At 32.9% G+C, this 16,057-nt stretch carries 18 protein-coding genes; 9 read left to right on the top strand and 9 right to left on the bottom strand.

Annotated features, from left to right (window positions below; translation table 11 throughout):
- Window position 1 precedes the first annotated feature (1 nt).
- Window positions 2–343, bottom strand: coding sequence for a 30S ribosomal protein S6 (gene rpsF / locus ABI657_RS16850; protein ID WP_029269562.1), 342 nt, complete (start codon window positions 341–343; stop codon window positions 2–4).
- A gap of 176 nt (window positions 344–519) precedes the next feature.
- Here rpsF and ABI657_RS16845 point away from each other — a divergent pair, with 176 nt between their 5' ends.
- Complete coding sequence (locus ABI657_RS16845; RefSeq protein ID WP_348098435.1) at window positions 520–1,218, top strand: LytTR family DNA-binding domain-containing protein; 699 nt, start codon at window positions 520–522, stop codon at window positions 1,216–1,218.
- On the opposite strand, the gene priA is transcribed toward ABI657_RS16845, so the two are convergent.
- The 5 genes from priA to nadC form a co-directional block, all read right to left on the bottom strand.
- Window positions 1,219–3,669, bottom strand: coding sequence for a primosomal protein N' (gene priA / locus ABI657_RS16840; RefSeq protein WP_348098434.1), 2,451 nt, complete (start codon window positions 3,667–3,669; stop codon window positions 1,219–1,221).
- A gap of 26 nt (window positions 3,670–3,695) precedes the next feature.
- Entirely contained in the window at window positions 3,696–4,436 is a 741-nt protein-coding gene (gene bla-B1-FLAV, locus ABI657_RS16835) for a subclass B1 metallo-beta-lactamase (RefSeq protein ID WP_348098433.1), read from the bottom strand.
- A gap of 7 nt (window positions 4,437–4,443) precedes the next feature.
- Window positions 4,444–4,875: a DUF2147 domain-containing protein gene (locus ABI657_RS16830; RefSeq protein ID WP_348098432.1), complete on the bottom strand. Its 432-nt coding sequence runs from the start codon at window positions 4,873–4,875 to the stop codon at window positions 4,444–4,446.
- 6 nt (window positions 4,876–4,881) lie between these two features.
- Window positions 4,882–5,802, bottom strand: a complete 921-nt coding sequence (locus ABI657_RS16825) for a YihY/virulence factor BrkB family protein (protein WP_348098431.1) — start codon at window positions 5,800–5,802, stop codon at window positions 4,882–4,884.
- Window positions 5,803–5,864: 62 nt separating this feature from the next.
- Window positions 5,865–6,722: a carboxylating nicotinate-nucleotide diphosphorylase gene (gene nadC / locus ABI657_RS16820; protein WP_348098430.1), complete on the bottom strand. Its 858-nt coding sequence runs from the start codon at window positions 6,720–6,722 to the stop codon at window positions 5,865–5,867.
- 156 nt (window positions 6,723–6,878) lie between these two features.
- Here nadC and ABI657_RS16815 point away from each other — a divergent pair, with 156 nt between their 5' ends.
- The 4 genes from ABI657_RS16815 to ABI657_RS16800 all read left to right on the top strand — a co-directional run bounded on the left by ABI657_RS16815 (window position 6,879) and on the right by ABI657_RS16800 (window position 9,683).
- On the top strand, window positions 6,879–7,979 hold the full coding sequence (locus tag ABI657_RS16815; protein ID WP_348098429.1) for a DNA alkylation repair protein: 1,101 nt from the start codon (window positions 6,879–6,881) through the stop codon (window positions 7,977–7,979).
- 134 nt (window positions 7,980–8,113) lie between these two features.
- Window positions 8,114–8,995 carry a pirin family protein gene (locus tag ABI657_RS16810; protein ID WP_348098428.1) on the top strand — a complete coding sequence of 294 codons (882 nt, stop codon included), beginning with the start codon at window positions 8,114–8,116 and terminating at the stop codon, window positions 8,993–8,995.
- A 2-nt stretch (window positions 8,996–8,997) separates the two neighbouring features.
- Window positions 8,998–9,393, top strand: coding sequence for an OsmC family protein (locus tag ABI657_RS16805; protein WP_348098427.1), 396 nt, complete (start codon window positions 8,998–9,000; stop codon window positions 9,391–9,393).
- Between the two features lie 5 nt (window positions 9,394–9,398).
- Window positions 9,399–9,683 carry a GNAT family N-acetyltransferase gene (locus ABI657_RS16800; protein ID WP_348098426.1) on the top strand — a complete coding sequence of 95 codons (285 nt, stop codon included), beginning with the start codon at window positions 9,399–9,401 and terminating at the stop codon, window positions 9,681–9,683.
- Here the strand turns inward: ABI657_RS16800 and ABI657_RS16795 are convergent.
- Entirely contained in the window at window positions 9,680–10,627 is a 948-nt protein-coding gene (locus ABI657_RS16795) for an ABC transporter ATP-binding protein (protein WP_348098425.1), read from the bottom strand. The two genes, ABI657_RS16800 and ABI657_RS16795, sit on opposite strands and share 4 nt — an antisense overlap.
- 323 nt (window positions 10,628–10,950) lie before the next feature.
- Between ABI657_RS16795 and ABI657_RS16790 the strand changes: the two genes are divergently transcribed.
- From ABI657_RS16790 to ABI657_RS16780, 3 genes are all read left to right on the top strand, one after another.
- Entirely contained in the window at window positions 10,951–11,688 is a 738-nt protein-coding gene (locus ABI657_RS16790) for a hypothetical protein (RefSeq protein WP_348098424.1), read from the top strand.
- A gap of 264 nt (window positions 11,689–11,952) precedes the next feature.
- Window positions 11,953–12,357, top strand: coding sequence for a hypothetical protein (locus ABI657_RS16785; protein ID WP_348098423.1), 405 nt, complete (start codon window positions 11,953–11,955; stop codon window positions 12,355–12,357).
- A gap of 10 nt (window positions 12,358–12,367) precedes the next feature.
- Window positions 12,368–12,982, top strand: coding sequence for a hypothetical protein (locus ABI657_RS16780; protein WP_348098422.1), 615 nt, complete (start codon window positions 12,368–12,370; stop codon window positions 12,980–12,982).
- 207 nt (window positions 12,983–13,189) lie between these two features.
- Here the strand turns inward: ABI657_RS16780 and ABI657_RS16775 are convergent, their stop codons facing one another.
- Together ABI657_RS16775 and ABI657_RS16770 are read right to left on the bottom strand one after the other, a co-directional pair.
- Window positions 13,190–13,885: an OmpA family protein gene (locus ABI657_RS16775; RefSeq protein ID WP_348098421.1), complete on the bottom strand. Its 696-nt coding sequence runs from the start codon at window positions 13,883–13,885 to the stop codon at window positions 13,190–13,192.
- A gap of 18 nt (window positions 13,886–13,903) precedes the next feature.
- Window positions 13,904–14,404 (bottom strand): lipocalin family protein, encoded by a 501-nt coding sequence (locus ABI657_RS16770; protein ID WP_348098420.1) that lies wholly within the window; start codon window positions 14,402–14,404, stop codon window positions 13,904–13,906.
- Window positions 14,405–14,586: 182 nt separating this feature from the next.
- On the opposite strand from ABI657_RS16770, the gene htpG reads away from it, so the two are divergent.
- Window positions 14,587–16,057, top strand: a 1,471-nt coding sequence (htpG, locus tag ABI657_RS16765; RefSeq protein ID WP_348098419.1) for a molecular chaperone HtpG, incomplete at its 3' end; no start/stop codon positions are given.

The raw sequence follows: 16,057 nt of genomic DNA, 5'->3' as shown, positions 1-16,057 counted from the left end.
ATTACGCTTTTGTAGATTTAAGTTTAGCTCTTCTTCTTTCAGCCCAAGAAATAGCGTGTTTGTCAAGACTTACCGTCAGGAAACGCATGATTCTTTCGTCACGTCTGAATTCAGTTTCAAAAGCGATTAGAACTTCTCCAGCTACTTTGTACTCAAACAAGTGATAAAAACCACTTTTTTTGTTTTGGATTTCGTAAGCCATTTTTTTCAGACCCCAATCCTCTTTAGATACCATTTCAGCTCCTCTACTAGTAAGAAATTCTTCAAATTTCGTTACTGTTTCCTTTACCTGAACTTCAGATAAAACGGGATTTAAAATGAAAACAGTTTCATAATGATTCATAAATACAATATTTATTTGTTAAAATTGGGTGCAAAAGTAAGTATTAATTTTGAATCTGCAATATCTTTTTGACTTTATTCGTTGAAATACCAAAAACCAGTCCTGCTTTTAGTTTTTTTTCCAAAAAAGTAATATATTTACTATTGGAACCCAAATTATTAAAAAATTAAAATTTTATGAAACTAAACTGTGTTGTTGTAGATGATAGTTCAATACAAAGAACTATTATTGCAAAGCTAGCTAATAATCATCCCGGATTACATCTTGTCGGTGATTTTTCTAATGCTATCGAAGCAAAAAACTGCATCTCGGTAAATAATATAGATTTAATATTTCTTGATATTGAAATGCCCGTAATTAACGGATTTGATTTTTTGGATGGACTAAAATCCAAACCACAAATTATATTTATAACCTCTAAGGCTGAATATGCCTTAAAAGCCTTTGATTATGATGCGACAGATTACCTTCAGAAACCAATTGCTGTTGACCGTTTTAATGCTTCGGTTAAAAGAGCAATTGACTTGCATCTGCTAAAAAAAGATGTAAAAGAAGAAGAGGGTGAGCATATTTTCATTAAAAGTAATCTTAAGAAACTTAAAATTTTTACTGCCAAAATAAAATGGATTGAAGCTTTTGGAGATTATGTAAGAGTAGTGACAGAAGACGACAGCAATTTAGTGCTTTCAACGATGAAATCTTTTGAAAATGATTTATCTAAGGAAAAATTTATCCGCGTTCATAAATCTTACATTATTAACATTGATAAGGTAGAACGATTTAACAGCAAATTTGCAGAAATAGGTGTTACAAAAATTCCTCTTAGCCGTAATAAAAAAGAAGATCTGGTAAGAGCCTTATCAACCTCTTCCTAATTAATAAAAATCTACGTTTACGATTACCTTTATTGCTTTGTACTGTGCAACAGCTTCAAAACTATTAAGCATTTTCCTAATGCTTTTTTTTGTGCCTCCCAATGGCAGGTTTTGAGGTATCTTGATTAAAATCGTTCTGATGTATTCATTTCTGATTCTGCTTATCGCAGGTTCTTCTGGACCTAATACAGGCATATTCAGATTTTGACTTAAAACCTGATACAGCCACATAGATCCTTCTTTCAATTTATCAAAATCTCGATGTTTTAAAGTTAGTTTTATAATCCTGAAATAAGGAGGGTATTTATAAATCTGTCTGTCATACAATTGTTCTTTATACATACCTGTATAATTATTGGTTGTAACTTGCTGAATGGTATTATGGTTTGGATTATACGTTTGAATAACCACTTTACCCTGTTTTTCTGACCTTCCAGCTCTTCCTGACACTTGTATCATCATCTGAAAGCTGCGTTCGAAAGCCCTAAAATCAGGATGATGCAGCATATTATCCGCATTCATGATCCCAACCAGGCTCACATTATCAAAATCCAATCCTTTGGCCAGCATTTGTGTTCCAACCAAAATATCAATTTCCCGGTTTTTGAACGTGTCAATAATTTTCTCAAAACCAAATTTTCCACGTGTTGTATCCTGATCCATTCTTCCTGTTTTTGCATTTGGAAAAAGAGATATTAATTCCTGCTCGATCTGCTCAGTCCCAAAACCTTTTGTAGTTAAATCAACACTGGAACAACTATGGCAATGTGTGGGTTTTGCAATGGCATAACCACAATAATGACAACGAAGCTGATTTTTATGTTTATGAAAAGTAAGACTCACATCGCATTGCTGGCAATGCGGTACATGTCCGCAAGTCAAACATTCTATTATGGGTGAATATCCTCTTCTGTTCTGAAATAAAATAACCTGTTCATTCAAAGACAATGCTTCTGAAATTTCTTCAATCAAAAGATCACTAAAATGACCTGTCATTCTTTTCCTGAAATGTTTATCTTTCAGATCGACCAATACAATTTCAGGCATTCGAACATTATTATAACGTTCTGTAAGCGAAACCAAACCATATTTCCCGGCCTGCGTGTTAAAATAAGTTTCTATACTTGGTGTAGCTGATCCTAAAAGTACTTTGGCTTTATGCAAATTAGCTAAAACTATTGCCGAATCCCGGGCATGATAACGTGGTGCAGGATCTGTTTGTTTGAAAGTCTGCTCATGTTCTTCATCAACAATCAATAAGCCTAAATTACTAAAAGGCAAAAACAAAGCCGACCTGGCTCCTATGACGATTTGAGCCTTATCTGAATTTTCGAGTGTTTGTTTCCATACTTCTACTCTTTCATTGTTGCTGTATTTTGAATGAAACACGGCAACCTTATCTCCAAAATGAAATCGTAGACGAGAGACCAGTTGTGTAGTAAGAGCAATTTCCGGTAACAGATATAAAACTTGTTTTCCTATAAGTAAATATTCTTTAATCAGTTTAATATAAATTTCTGTTTTTCCGCTTGAGGTAACCCCGTGAAGCAGACAGACTTCTTTTTCATAAAAATTTTCTTTGATTGAATTAAAAGCACTTTCCTGAGCGTCGCTTAATTGCAATTGTTTTTCAGAAACTTTTCCGTCAAAAGAAACCCGGTCATGTTGCAGATAATATTCTTCAAAAATTTCTTTTTCAATTAATGCTTTTACAACTGCAGATGATGAGTTAGAAAATTCAACTAGCTTTTTAACTGTGATTGGCTTTTTTTCTGAAGCACTGATTTGAAAGTACGTTAAAATAATTTCTTTTTGCTTATTAGCATTTTTCAATACCTCCAAAAGCTCGTTTAACCCTTGATCAGATTCATATTTGCTATGCAATTTTACATATCGGATCAATTTTGGCTTATAATTTTCCTTCATTTCTTCTTCTAAAACAATGATATCCTTAGCTATCATTTTTTGAAGAACCGGTAAAATATTTTTTTTATTCAAAATCGAAATAATATCCTGAACTTTTAGGGAACTTTGATGGTGCAAAGCTTCGTAAATTAGAAATTCATCATCAGAAAGTTCACTGTCATTTACGGCAACATTTGGTTTGTGCGAAATAATCGTTTCACTTTCTAACAACAAACCACTAGGGAAGGCACCACGATAAACATCGCCAATCCCGCACATATAATAGTCGGCAATCCAAAGCCAGTGTTTAAGCTGAATTTCGGTCGCAATGGCTTTTTCATCCAGAATCTGATGAATTTCTTTGGCTTCATATAAAGCCGGTTCATTTTCATGTGTTTCCAGAACTAAAGCGGTATATATTTTACTTTTGCCAAAAGGCACAGATACCCGCATCCCTTTTTTAATGAAATGAAATTCTGCCTCTGAAACACGATATGTGAACGTTTTAGCCAAGGAAAGCGGTAAAATAACTTCGATAAAAAACATGTAATTATTTTATAGGATTTGGGGAATTAATTTTTACCCGAAGATTTATTTAAATATTCATCAACCAATTTTAAAGTATGATTTAATGATTCTTTACTGCTCCAATCGTCATGGCCCGGAATAATATAAATTGGCTTTTTAAATTTCTGCTGTAGTTTTTCAATAGATTTTTTCCATTCCTTTACATCTCCATCTCCTAAATAACCTAAATCTGTTGCTTCTGCACTTTTAATAAAACAGCCTCCGTACAACACTTTTTCTTTATCAAACCAAATTACAATGTTATCCGGTGCGTGGCCTTTACCGGGATAATAAACCTTGAAAGTATGCTGCCCAACAGTAAATGTAGTATCATTTGGAATCACAAATTCAGCTCTTTGTTTATTTTCTTTTTGAAGAATCTGATCGGTTAACTTTATAGTATAGGTTTTTATTCCTTTCTGCTTATAAAAAGCCAGACCTCCAGCTCTGTCATCATGAGAATGCGTTGCAAAACACATAATCACTTTCTTATTATGTTTTAGTTTTATGCTGTCTAATAAAGGTTGAAATTGAGTTTTATCCCATGGAGCATCAAATAACACAACACCTTTATCCGTAACCAGATAAAGCGCATTTGCAGAAATAAGTTTTCCCTGATAATCATGAAAAGTCCTATAAACATAAAAGTCACCTGTAAGATGACTTATTTGTAATGGGTTTTTATATTGTCCAAAAATATTGGGTACCAGAAATAAAAATATAATTATTGATACTAGTCTTTGCATATGATTTTTACTTTTTCACTCTTGCCCAATATTGTGTTCTTCCCATCATGGAAAAACCGACATACCCCCGAAGCTTCAGTTTATCAGGAGAATCAAGCGTAATGTAACATTTATACTTTTTTCCGTTGGTAGGATCTAAAATTGTTCCGCCATTGTATTCAGAATCCTCTTTTTTAAGACCGTTAATGATGATCATTCCCAAAATTGGTTTGTTTTTTTCACTACCGTCACATTTACTACAGACGTCCTTTTGGTGTTTGGCACTAAATATTTCTACCACTTTGCCATATATCTTTCCTGATTTTTCATAAATCTCAACAACTGATTTTGCTTCACCTGTTTCGTCATCAATTGTTTTCCATTTTCCAATAACCGATTGGCCTTGAATTGTGCCTAATGCTAGAAAAAATAAGCCAATCGTTAACATCCAATTTTTCATAATATTCTATTTGTTTTTTTGCTTTAATTTTCTGATAGAGGCATTCAGTTCAAATCCCAAAAGCAGTATCATACAGTTAATCCAAATATAAAACATTAGAATTAATAATGTCCCAATAGAACCATAAAGTTCGTTGTATTTTGAAAATTTTATAACCCAAATACCAAAAAAGAACGAAGATATAACAATTAAGATAGTTGTAAAAACAGAACCAATGCTTATAAAAGGCACTTTATTGTATTGTTTTGTACCATAACGCAATAATATTGAAGAGGTTATCAATATCATCAGAAGAACAAACAGATAACGGCCTAAAATGATAAGTGGAATCCTGTCACTTAGCACATCCTGAATGATTGTTTTCTGGATTATAACCTCGAAAAAGACAATAGTTGCCACGGTTATAAACAAAATAATTGTCATAACAAGTGAGATTGCTATTGCTGCCAAATACTGACTAAAGAAACCACGTTTATCAAAAACGTGTTTAGAGGATTCAAAACCGCTCAGGATTCCGTTAATACCATTGGCCATCAAAAAAATAGAAAGTAAAAAACCTGTGGACAGCAATCCGGAATGACTATTAAGTAAAATATCAGTGATAATTTTATTGATGGCATCATATGTATTAGGAGGAACTCCCTGTTGTACAAATTGAAGAAAATCCGTCTGAAATCCTTCAATCGGAATGTATGGTATTAAGTTTAAAATAAACAAGGCAAAAGGAAACAATGCCATAAAGAAACTGAATGAAACAGCACTTGCGTGATACGAAAAAGCTCCTTCAAGTATTCCAAGAGTATACATTTCCAATAGATCGTATAACGAAAAACCTTCAAGCCATGGTAATTTTATCTTTTTCAATAACCTAACTACAGAACGTAACAGCGGAATTTTTTCAATCCGATCTTCTATTTCCTGAGACATACTTTATGATTTTATTTTAGAGTTCCGATTTTTTGATCTCGAACCCCTATTTAGAGCTTAATTTAAAAAGCCTTCAGGCTCAAATCCATGTTGTAAACAGAATGTGTCAAAGCCCCTGATGAAATATAATTTACACCACAAAGAGCATATTCGCGGATGGTTTTTTCATTGATATTTCCTGAGGATTCTGTCTGGCATTTTGAACCTATTAAACCTACAGCCGTTTTAGTATCCTCATAATTAAAGTTATCGATTAAAATCCTGTGAACTCCATCGCTTAGTAAAATTTCACGAATTTCATCCAGATCCCTAGCTTCAACAATTATTTTTAAATCAAGATTGTTTACTTGTAAATATTCTTTTGTTTTTGCTATTGCCTTTGTAATTCCGCCCGCAAAATCAATATGATTATCTTTTAGCATTACCATATCATATAATGCAAAACGGTGGTTTTCGCCACCTCCAATTTTTACTGCCCATTTTTCAGCAACCCTAAAATTAGGTGTCGTTTTACGGGTATCTAATATTTTTGTTGCTGTACCTTCTAAAATCCTTACATATTGATTTGTTTTTGTTGCAATGGCAGACATGCGCTGCATGGTATTTAAGACTACTCTTTCAGCCTTTAAGATCGATTGCGAACTTCCTGAAACTTCAAAAACAATATCGCCATATTGTACAGACGCACCATCTTCAATAAAGGTTTTGACTTTTAGATCTGAATCTACATGTTTAAAAATCATTTTTGCCAATGCAACACCGGCAATAATTCCCTGGTCTTTCACTAATAACTTTGCCTGTCCTTTTGCTGATTCAGGAATACAAGCTAATGAACTATAATCGCCCGTGCCTACATCTTCCCGAATTGCCTGGCTTATCAATAATTGTAATTCGGTTTGAAATTGTACTTCGCTAATCATTTTCTTAAATTTATAAGATGCTAAAATAGGATATATTTTATGGATTTGAAAGTTTACGTAATATGAAAAATGAAAATAGCAACAGAAACTTCCCCATATTAATTTAAAAAAAATTAAAGAACATTAAATACCTTTGAGCTTTATTCAGACAAAATCATGGGATTAATTAAAGATATTTATTCGCTTTCTTTTTACGAAAATTTTGGTCAGGCTGTTGCCGAAGTGCATCCTGATTTCGATAAACAAAAATTTATTAACACCATTTACAAAGGCGACTTTCTCCAAAAAGAATGGAAAGAAAGGATGAAACATACAACGGCAGTGTTACACCAATCCATGCCTGAAAATTTTACCGAAGCCGTTTCCTTAATTGATAAAATCATCAAAAATCTAAAGAAAAACAAATTTACTGAAGGAAACCTTGCCTTTATCTTTTTTGCTGATTATATTGAAATGTATGGTCTGGACGATTTTAAAACTTCGGCGAAAGCATTTGTTTCCATAACGCAGTTCATAAGTTGCGAGTTTGCTGTTCGTCCTTTTATTTTAAAATACAAGGAAAAAATGATTGAAGAAATGGTAAAATGGTCATTGCATGAAAATCATCATGTACGCCGATTAGCCAGCGAAGGAAGCCGGCCAAGATTACCATGGGCAATGGCGATACCGTTTTTGAAAAAAGATCCGGCTTCCATCCTTCCGATTTTAGAAAATTTAAAGAATGATCCATCTGAATATGTACGTCGAAGTGTTGCCAATAATTTGAATGACATTGCAAAAGATAATCCACAATTGGTACTTGAAATTGCTTCAAAATGGAAAGGAAATTCCAAAGAAACAGACGCAATTATCAAACATGGCTGTCGTACATTATTGAAACAAGGTCATCCTGAAATCCTGAGTCATTATGGCCTGGAAAGTACCAATATTGAACTATCCCATTTTGAAATCAAAACACCTGTTGTAAAAATTGGAGAATATCTGCAGTTTCAATTCCACTTAAATAATAAAAATGCCGAAGCCAAAACGATTCGACTGGAATATGCTGTTCATTACAAAAAGTCGAAAGGTCATTTGGCGAAAAAAGTATTTAAAATCAGTGAGAAAACCTATCAGCCCGATCAATTAATCAAAGTGGAAAGAAATCAGTCTTTTAAAACCATCACCACCCGTGTTTTTCATATTGGAATTCATCAGCTGTCGATTATCATTAATGGAACTGAAAGTGAAGCTTTGGAATTTGAACTTATTGAATGATTTATTCTCACGCGTAGAAACATACCCAATAGTTTTTCTTACTTTTATAAATAGTACTAAAACAAATTTTCTTAATCTAAATTAAGCTACAGATTTCTGTTACAGCTGTAATTTTGTTTCAAATCAAATTAATCATGTCAAATATCAGATTAATTATCGAAGAACGCGCTGCCAATATTGGCAATTTTATGGTAGGGCGATTATTGCCTTTCCGCGAAAAAAGAGCTGTTGGTCCATTTGTTTTTATCGATCATATGGGACCGGCACATTTAAATCAATACCAAAATATGGATGTTCCTCCGCATCCACATATCGGACTTTCTACGCTTACTTTTTTGTTTGAAGGAAGCATCATGCACCGTGACAGTTTAGGAACCGAATTAAAAATAAAACCGGGTGCCGTAAACTGGATGACCTCCGGAAAAGGAATTGTACACTCTGAAAGGACTCCCGAATATTTAAGACATTCAGATAAAATGCTTCATGGATTACAGATTTGGGTGGCATTGCCAAAAGAACTGGAGGAGATGGAACCCAATTTTACGCATGTTGAAGCAGATGCTATTCCGGCTTGGGAAGAAAATGGTGTCTCTTATAAATTAATTGCCGGAGAAGCTTTCGGGAAGAAATCGCCGGTTCCTGTTTATAGTCCGTTATATTTTATTGAAATCAAAAGTACGTCGGCACAAAAAATAAATATTGGAAAGGATTTATTTGGTGAAAGCGGATTGTATATTTTAGAAGGAAGCATCAAAAGCGGAGAACATGTTTACGATCCAAAACAGATTCTTATTACCAATGACAGTACTTTATGCGAGTTTGAACTAGCAGAAAATACAACTGTTTATATTTTTGGAGGAACACCATTTCCTGAAGAGCATTTTATCTTTTGGAATTTTGTCTCTTCGGATAAAAACCTGATTGAAAAAGCCAAAAAAGACTGGACAGAACAGACGTTCCCAAAAGTTCCAGGCGAAACCGAATTTGTGCCTTTACCAACACCTCAAATAAAATAATTATGGAAACTATCTCAGCAAAAATTGATACTCGTTTGTATCGAACGGAAATAAGGTCTGCAAGTGATAATATTATTATAGCAGACGAACCTCAGGAAATGGGAGGCAAAAACTTAGGATTCAGTCCTGCTGAACTTTTGGCTTCCTCCCTAGCCTCCTGTACATTAATCACATTAAGAATGTACATTAACCGCAAAGGATGGGACGTTTCTGAAATCAACATCAAAGTAGACTTTGAAAGAGATGTTGAACAAAACGTTTCTTCTTTTATCCGAAAAATAGAAGTAACAGGCGAAATTGATGAAACTCAAAGGCAAAAATTGCACATTATTGCTGATAAATGCCCAATTCATAAAATATTGACTCATACCAACAAAATACAAACAACTTTAATTTAATCATTATGGAAATCAAACAAATCAACGACATAAAAAGAGGCCATTTTGAAGCAGTGGAAGACGGAAAAAAAGCCGGAAAAATGACCTATACCTGGGCTGGAGATGCCAAATTCATCATAGACCATACAGAAGTTAATGAAGAATTTAATGGCAAAGGCGTTGGAAAAAAATTAGTTATGACTGCTATAGATTATGCCAGAAACAACGGTTTAAAAATTATTCCGCTTTGTCCTTTTGCCAAAAGTGTTTTTGACAAAACGGAAGAAATTCGAGATGTATTATTTCATTAAGAATTAAGTCCTATAAAAACTGAAATTTCCAAAGGCAGATCGAATTCACTTTCAAAAAATATCAATTGTCTTTTGCAAACAGACTCAATTAAATAATGATTTCCCCTGAAGTAGGTTCTTCTGATTTTTACTTCAAAATCAGAATGTTCGACCATAATTAACTGATGGGGATATACTAATGATTTTTCGTTTTGATCATCCGTCAATTTTAATAAATAAGTGGGAATTTCGTTTACTTCACCAAAAAGTGATGCAACATATTTAGAAGGCGGATTATTATAAATTACAGCAGGGTTGTCTTTTATGATAATTTCGCCATTTCGCATTACGATAGCTTCATCCGCAAAAGATAATGCGTCAGTGCTGTCGTGAGTGGCCAGGATACAGGTAATCTGTTTCTGTTTCAGATAACGGAATAAGTTTCGACGTAAGGCATTTTTACGAAAAGCATCAATCTGGCTGAAAGGTTCATCCAGTAAAATGACTTTTGGTTCAAGTGCGAGAACGCGAACAAGTGCAATACGCTGCTGCTGGCCTCCGCTTAAAAATTTAGTTTTGGTGTTTGCAAAATTTTCCATTTCAACCATTTCCAATAATTCCTGAATACGAAGTTTTTTCATGTTCGCAAAACCGTTGGAAAGAAATTTACCCACATTTTCGGACACGGTTTCATAAGGCGACAAATCAAAGTCCTGTGCCAGGTATTTCATATACGGCATTCCGGGGATCAAATTGTATTTAGGTCCTAAAACAGGAGTTTCATCATAGAAAATCTTACCTTCATTTAAGTCATACAAACCGTAAATCAATTTCAACAAGGTGCTTTTTCCACACCCGCTTTCCCCAATGACAGCAACATTCTGACCGTTGCCAATTGTAAAACTTAAATTTTTAATAACAGGGTTTTCAGTATATGAAAAGGAAATATTTTGAATGTCAAGCATAAGTTCTTTTTGAAAGTTCAAATTTACAATCTTTAATTTCTAAAGTCAAAAAAAAAGCTGCTTCATTACGTATAATATCTTAGTGAAATTTTCTAAATGCATTGGCAATTGTAGCTTAATTGTCTAATATTTGTGTGTGTGACTTAATTTAACTGTATTTATAATAACGTCATAAAATTAATTTATTTAAATATAATATGTTTATTGAAAACCTTTCATTTATTTTAATAAGCCTTGAATAAATCCTTGATTTCTTAAATCACTATAGCCATTTTCTTTCTTTTTGTATTACATTTGTTTCAAACTAATAAACCAATAGTAGTATGAATAGGAAACTTAAAAATATTGTAACAGTATTACTGTTGTTTTGTATTGCATTAATCATGTTTAATTGCCAAAATGAAGAAAATTCATCAGAGCAGTTGCAAAATAATATTGAGACAGTCACTATTGATGAAGCAAAAAATTTTCTGATACATTCAAAAAGTAATTCTGCTAAATCGACCAACAACGCATTAGAGAATCCTGATCTTGATTTCGATAAAATTACACAGGAAAAAATAAATGGAAGTGATCAATTATTAACTGTAATCCCTTTTACAACAAATAACGATCTGGAAAATAACAGGATTTTGTTACTGAAAATTAATAACGAAATTAAAAGTGTCGTTTTTAGTATGTATCCTGATGAGAATTCTGTTAAGGGAAGTTTTTCCGGAGAGCTATTTGTGTACTCCTTAGATGGTGTTTTCATTAATGGATTCAGAGCGAAAGGTGGAATTATTGTAAGTCGGTTTTTTGAAAATAATACAATAAAAACCATTACTGGGAATAGTAAAACATCCAAATCAACTGGTCGAAGACCAATTCGACTGAATGAAGTTGTCATACAAGGCAAAACGGTACATGCTTTGGATATGTTTGGAAGCTCAAGCATTTTTGGTAATGACATTTACGATGGTGCAATTGGCGGCGGCGATGCTTCTTATTCCTGGGATGTGGGAGACGGAGGTTCTGGTGTTACAGCTCCAACAGCTGCGCAAATTGCAATAGCAATATAAAAGCAAATTGATGGTACGAAGCTAGATTCTTGTCCTAAGAATGTTTTAGAGCAATTAAAAAAGATAAAAAATGTTGATATTGCAGCTGTATTAAATAAATTAGAATCTAGTAAAATATTTACTGTTACAATAGAATCAAGCTTGTTAATTTCTAGACCTGCATCAGCTTCTCCGACCAATCTTGTAAATAATTATAACATTAAGATAAGTTCAAATTACATTAGTGCAACACAATTATTTAGAGCTTCAAATTTATTACATGAAATGATACACTGTTACTTTTTTAGCTTAGTTGACGATTATACAGCTAAAAATAACCCGGCAATTTTTGACGATTTTCCAACGTTGTTTCAAAAATTTGTTGATAAAAAATATCCTGGTTCTAAAGATTCTGCCCATCATGACGAGATGGCCAATACTTATGTAAACGCAATTGGAGCAGCATTGCAAGAATTTCAAACCGGATTATCTGTCCCCAATGGACAAGTTCCTAATCAAGTCTATACAGATTTAGCTTGGGGAGGTTTACAGGAAGCACCAATATTTAAACAAAAATTTCCGGAAGGTAGTTTAGACTATAATAGAATTATTGGAAGATATAACGGTGAGAGTGTTAATTCTACTATAAACGGACAAACCCCTATAGGGAAACCATGTTCCATTAAATAATTTTCTTATCATGAAAAAATATTTTATTTATGTAATTACAGTGATATTATCAATTTACAGCTGTACTTCAGTTAAAGGAAGCCTAAACCTATCACCTGTCAATGTCTATCTAAATTTTAAACTTAAAAACAATGATACAATTATAGTCATTGAAAATAAGTTAAATAATAATTATGCAATAGATTTTCTAAAAAAGAGTTCTAGTGCAGCAATAAATAATAATACAATTGAGAGTGGCGTTGGTATAAAACCTCCATTGTACAAGGAAGAATATTGGAATATAATGAATCAAAAATATCGCAATAAAAGCACAGATGATATTTGGCTAAAATATAAATTATGGAATCAAAGTGACTTTAAAGATGTTAAAATCAAATTTATAAAAGAAAATGTTTTCCCAAAACCATCTGTTTATAATCATTATATGACTGAGAAAAAGCGTGAACTTTCTGTGTTTTCATTTTCTGAACCAATTTTTTATAAAAACACAGAATATGTAATATTTGCAAAATCTGAAACTAGCACTAAAAAGCAATTTATTGAACCTAATTCTATTGTTATAATGAAAAAAGAAAATGGAAAATGGATACTATTTAAAGAGATAGACGATGGGAATTACTATTAGTAATAATCGATTTACATTGCAAAAGATTAATTTCTAAATTGTAAAATATGTAACTAAGAGAATGATAATGCAAAAAAAGATATTTGCAACAATACTATTACCTAAGAACTTAAAAAAACATTTAAACTAAACCAATCTGAGATCAATAAAGTCAAAAAAAAAAGCTGCTTCGTAATGAAGCAGCTTTCTTAATTTATTTATTTGGAATTATTTTGCAGCTTCAGCTTTAGCATCATTAACCATTTTGTCATTTGCCGTAATAGCAAATTCTACACGACGGTTTTGAGTTCTTCCTTCAGCAGTATCATTGGAAGCAATTGGGTCAGCAATTCCTAATCCTGTAGTTTTAAATCTTGAAGATTTTAAACCTTTAGAAACTAGATAATTTTTTACCGCAGCAGCTCTTTGCTCAGAAAGGTTTAAGTTATATTCTGCTTTTCCTGTACTGTCTGTATAACCGTAAATATTGATATCCGTATCTGCATATTCATTAAATACAGGAACAATTTTATCAAGGTTCGCTTTAGCCTGAGAAGTCAAAGTTGATTTGTTAGTATCAAAACGAACCGCATTTTCATTCAAAGTCAATTTGATTCCTTCTCCTACTCTTTCTACTTCAGCACCTGGCAACGCCTGATCAATTTCACGTGCCTGCTTGTCCATTTTATTTCCGATAAGAGCACCAGTTCCACCACCAACGGCAGCACCAATTGCAGCTCCTAAAGCAGTATTTCCGCCTTTACCTAAATTATTTCCTAAAATTCCTCCAATAACACCACCGGCAACTGCACCAATTCCGGCGCCTTTTTGGGTGTTATTTGCATTTTTTACTGAATCACAACTTGTAAAAAAACTAACTAATACAAGTAAGCTGCTTAATCCTAAAACTGTTATCTTTTTCATTTTTATATTTTTTTAATATTAATTAGCTCTTTGAAATTGGTATATTACGTCTACAGTTTTTCCTCCAACAGAAATATTATCTATTAATTGGAAAGAACTCTCGGTTAATCCTGCAACTTTTAGTAAATAACCTTCTTTAACATTTTTAGATTTTGTTCCTGCTTCAACAATTTTAAGAACAAAAAGTCCCTGTTTATTGATACTCCAAACAATTGGTGAACTAAAAGCAGGACAGCTTGCAGAATTTAAAGTCATCGTTCCTTTATTGTTATTTGAAATAAAATTCCAATTACTTCCAATAAAACATTTTGAGTCAGCAATATCAAAAGAATTTACTTTAATAAAATCCGATCCGGCATACGTTACACTTGTAATAATCCAGTTTCCTTTAATGGCTACCTGAGTTGGTCTGTCCAATTTTGTAGAAATTGTCGTGTCGGTTGTTGCTGCGCTTGAAGATGCAGACTTACATGCAAAAACCAAAGTGGCTATCATGCATAAAAAAATAATTTTTTTCATTGTTCTATCAATTAATTTTAGAATTAATACTCTTACAAAGGTACAATCGAAATAATAGTTTTTGTTTTATAATTGACATTTTTTCTTTCAAAATTAACATTTAAGACAATTTGTCACTTCTATAAAAATGGTACTCTATTTGAATACCTGAAAGACATAACTTTAAATTAAATTTTTAAAATATGACAACAGGTAAAATTAATGTTTCGGTAGAAAACATCTTCCCTTTAATCAAAAAATTCTTATACAGCGATCACGAAATTTTCTTGCGTGAGTTGGTTTCAAACGGTACTGATGCTACTTTAAAATTAAAACACCTTATTAGTATTGGCGAAGCGAAAGTAGAATACGGAAATCCGATTATCGAAATCAAAGTTGACAAAGAAGGGAAAAAAATCCACATTATTGATCAGGGTCTTGGAATGACTGCTGATGAAGTAGAAAAATACATCAATCAGGTTGCTTTTTCGGGCGCTGAGGAATTCCTTGACAAATACAAGGATTCGGCTAAAGATTCTGGTATTATCGGGCATTTTGGTCTTGGTTTCTATTCTGCTTTTATGGTAGCAGAGAAAGTTGAAATCATCACTAAATCATATAAAGACGAACCAGCTGCTCACTGGACATGTGACGGAAGTCCTGAATTTACTTTAGAGCCGGCTGACAAAACTTCACGTGGTACAGAAATAATTCTTCATGTTGCTGAAGATTCTCTTGACTTTTTAGAAGATTCAAAAATCAGCGGGTTGCTAAACAAGTATAACAAGTTTATGCCTATTCCGATTAAATTTGGAACAAAGACAGAAAAAGTAGAGCAAAAGAAAGGTGAAGAAGTTGCTCCGGAAGATGTAGACAAGATTTTTACAGAAGTTGAAGTTGACAATATCATCAATAATCCAAACCCGGCCTGGACTAAACAACCAACAGAATTATCTGATGAAGATTACAAAAACTTCTACAGAGAATTGTATCCAATGCAGTTCGAAGATCCGTTATTCCACATTCATTTAAATGTAGATTATCCTTTTAACTTAACCGGAATTTTGTATTTCCCAAAATTGGGATCTGATATGCAAATCCAGAAAGATAAAATTCAATTGTATCAAAACCAGGTTTATGTTACGGATAACGTAGAAGGAATTGTACCTGAATTTTTAACGATGCTAAAAGGAGTTATCGATTCGCCGGACATTCCGTTGAACGTTTCACGTTCCGGTTTACAGGCAGATGGTGCAGTGAAGAAAATCTCTAACTATATTACCCGTAAAGTTGCTGATAAACTAAAAGCATTATTCACTGAAAATCGTGCTGATTTTGAAGCTAAATGGAACGACATTAAAATCGTTTTGGAGTACGGAATGCTTTCTGAAGATAAATTCTACGAAAAAGCAGGAGCGTTTGTTTTATATCCTACGGTAGATGATACTTATTTTACTTTAGAAGAATTAAAAGAGAAATTAAAAGACAACCAAACTGATAAAGACGGAAAATTGGTTGTTTTATATGCGGGAAATAAAGATGCACAACATTCTTATATTCAGACAGCAAAAGAAAAAGGATACCAAGTATTACTTTTAGATTCTCCTATCATCTCGCATTTGATTCAAAAAATTGAAGGTGATAATAAAGATGTAACTTTTGTTCGTGTAGATT

It is taken from the genome of Flavobacterium sp., from assembly GCF_039930565.1.
Taxonomy (GTDB): Bacteria; Bacteroidota; Bacteroidia; order Flavobacteriales; family Flavobacteriaceae; genus Flavobacterium.
The sequence above is the reverse complement of the archived record's forward strand: the minus strand, read 5'-3'. Positions and strand labels throughout refer to the sequence as shown.

Coding starts and splice junctions, on each gene's coding strand:
- rpsF (WP_029269562.1), bottom strand. CDS start 343: ATGAATCATTATGAAACTGTTTTCATTTTAAATCCCGTTTTATCTGAA.
- ABI657_RS16845 (WP_348098435.1), top strand. CDS start 520: ATGAAACTAAACTGTGTTGTTGTAGATGATAGTTCAATACAAAGAACT.
- priA (WP_348098434.1), bottom strand. CDS start 3,669: ATGTTTTTTATCGAAGTTATTTTACCGCTTTCCTTGGCTAAAACGTTC.
- bla-B1-FLAV (WP_348098433.1), bottom strand. CDS start 4,436: ATGCAAAGACTAGTATCAATAATTATATTTTTATTTCTGGTACCCAAT.
- ABI657_RS16830 (WP_348098432.1), bottom strand. CDS start 4,875: ATGAAAAATTGGATGTTAACGATTGGCTTATTTTTTCTAGCATTAGGC.
- ABI657_RS16825 (WP_348098431.1), bottom strand. CDS start 5,802: ATGTCTCAGGAAATAGAAGATCGGATTGAAAAAATTCCGCTGTTACGT.
- nadC (WP_348098430.1), bottom strand. CDS start 6,722: ATGATTAGCGAAGTACAATTTCAAACCGAATTACAATTATTGATAAGC.
- ABI657_RS16815 (WP_348098429.1), top strand. CDS start 6,879: ATGGGATTAATTAAAGATATTTATTCGCTTTCTTTTTACGAAAATTTT.
- ABI657_RS16810 (WP_348098428.1), top strand. CDS start 8,114: ATGTCAAATATCAGATTAATTATCGAAGAACGCGCTGCCAATATTGGC.
- ABI657_RS16805 (WP_348098427.1), top strand. CDS start 8,998: ATGGAAACTATCTCAGCAAAAATTGATACTCGTTTGTATCGAACGGAA.
- ABI657_RS16800 (WP_348098426.1), top strand. CDS start 9,399: ATGGAAATCAAACAAATCAACGACATAAAAAGAGGCCATTTTGAAGCA.
- ABI657_RS16795 (WP_348098425.1), bottom strand. CDS start 10,627: ATGCTTGACATTCAAAATATTTCCTTTTCATATACTGAAAACCCTGTT.
- ABI657_RS16790 (WP_348098424.1), top strand. CDS start 10,951: ATGAATAGGAAACTTAAAAATATTGTAACAGTATTACTGTTGTTTTGT.
- ABI657_RS16785 (WP_348098423.1), top strand. CDS start 11,953: ATGATACACTGTTACTTTTTTAGCTTAGTTGACGATTATACAGCTAAA.
- ABI657_RS16780 (WP_348098422.1), top strand. CDS start 12,368: ATGAAAAAATATTTTATTTATGTAATTACAGTGATATTATCAATTTAC.
- ABI657_RS16775 (WP_348098421.1), bottom strand. CDS start 13,885: ATGAAAAAGATAACAGTTTTAGGATTAAGCAGCTTACTTGTATTAGTT.
- ABI657_RS16770 (WP_348098420.1), bottom strand. CDS start 14,404: ATGAAAAAAATTATTTTTTTATGCATGATAGCCACTTTGGTTTTTGCA.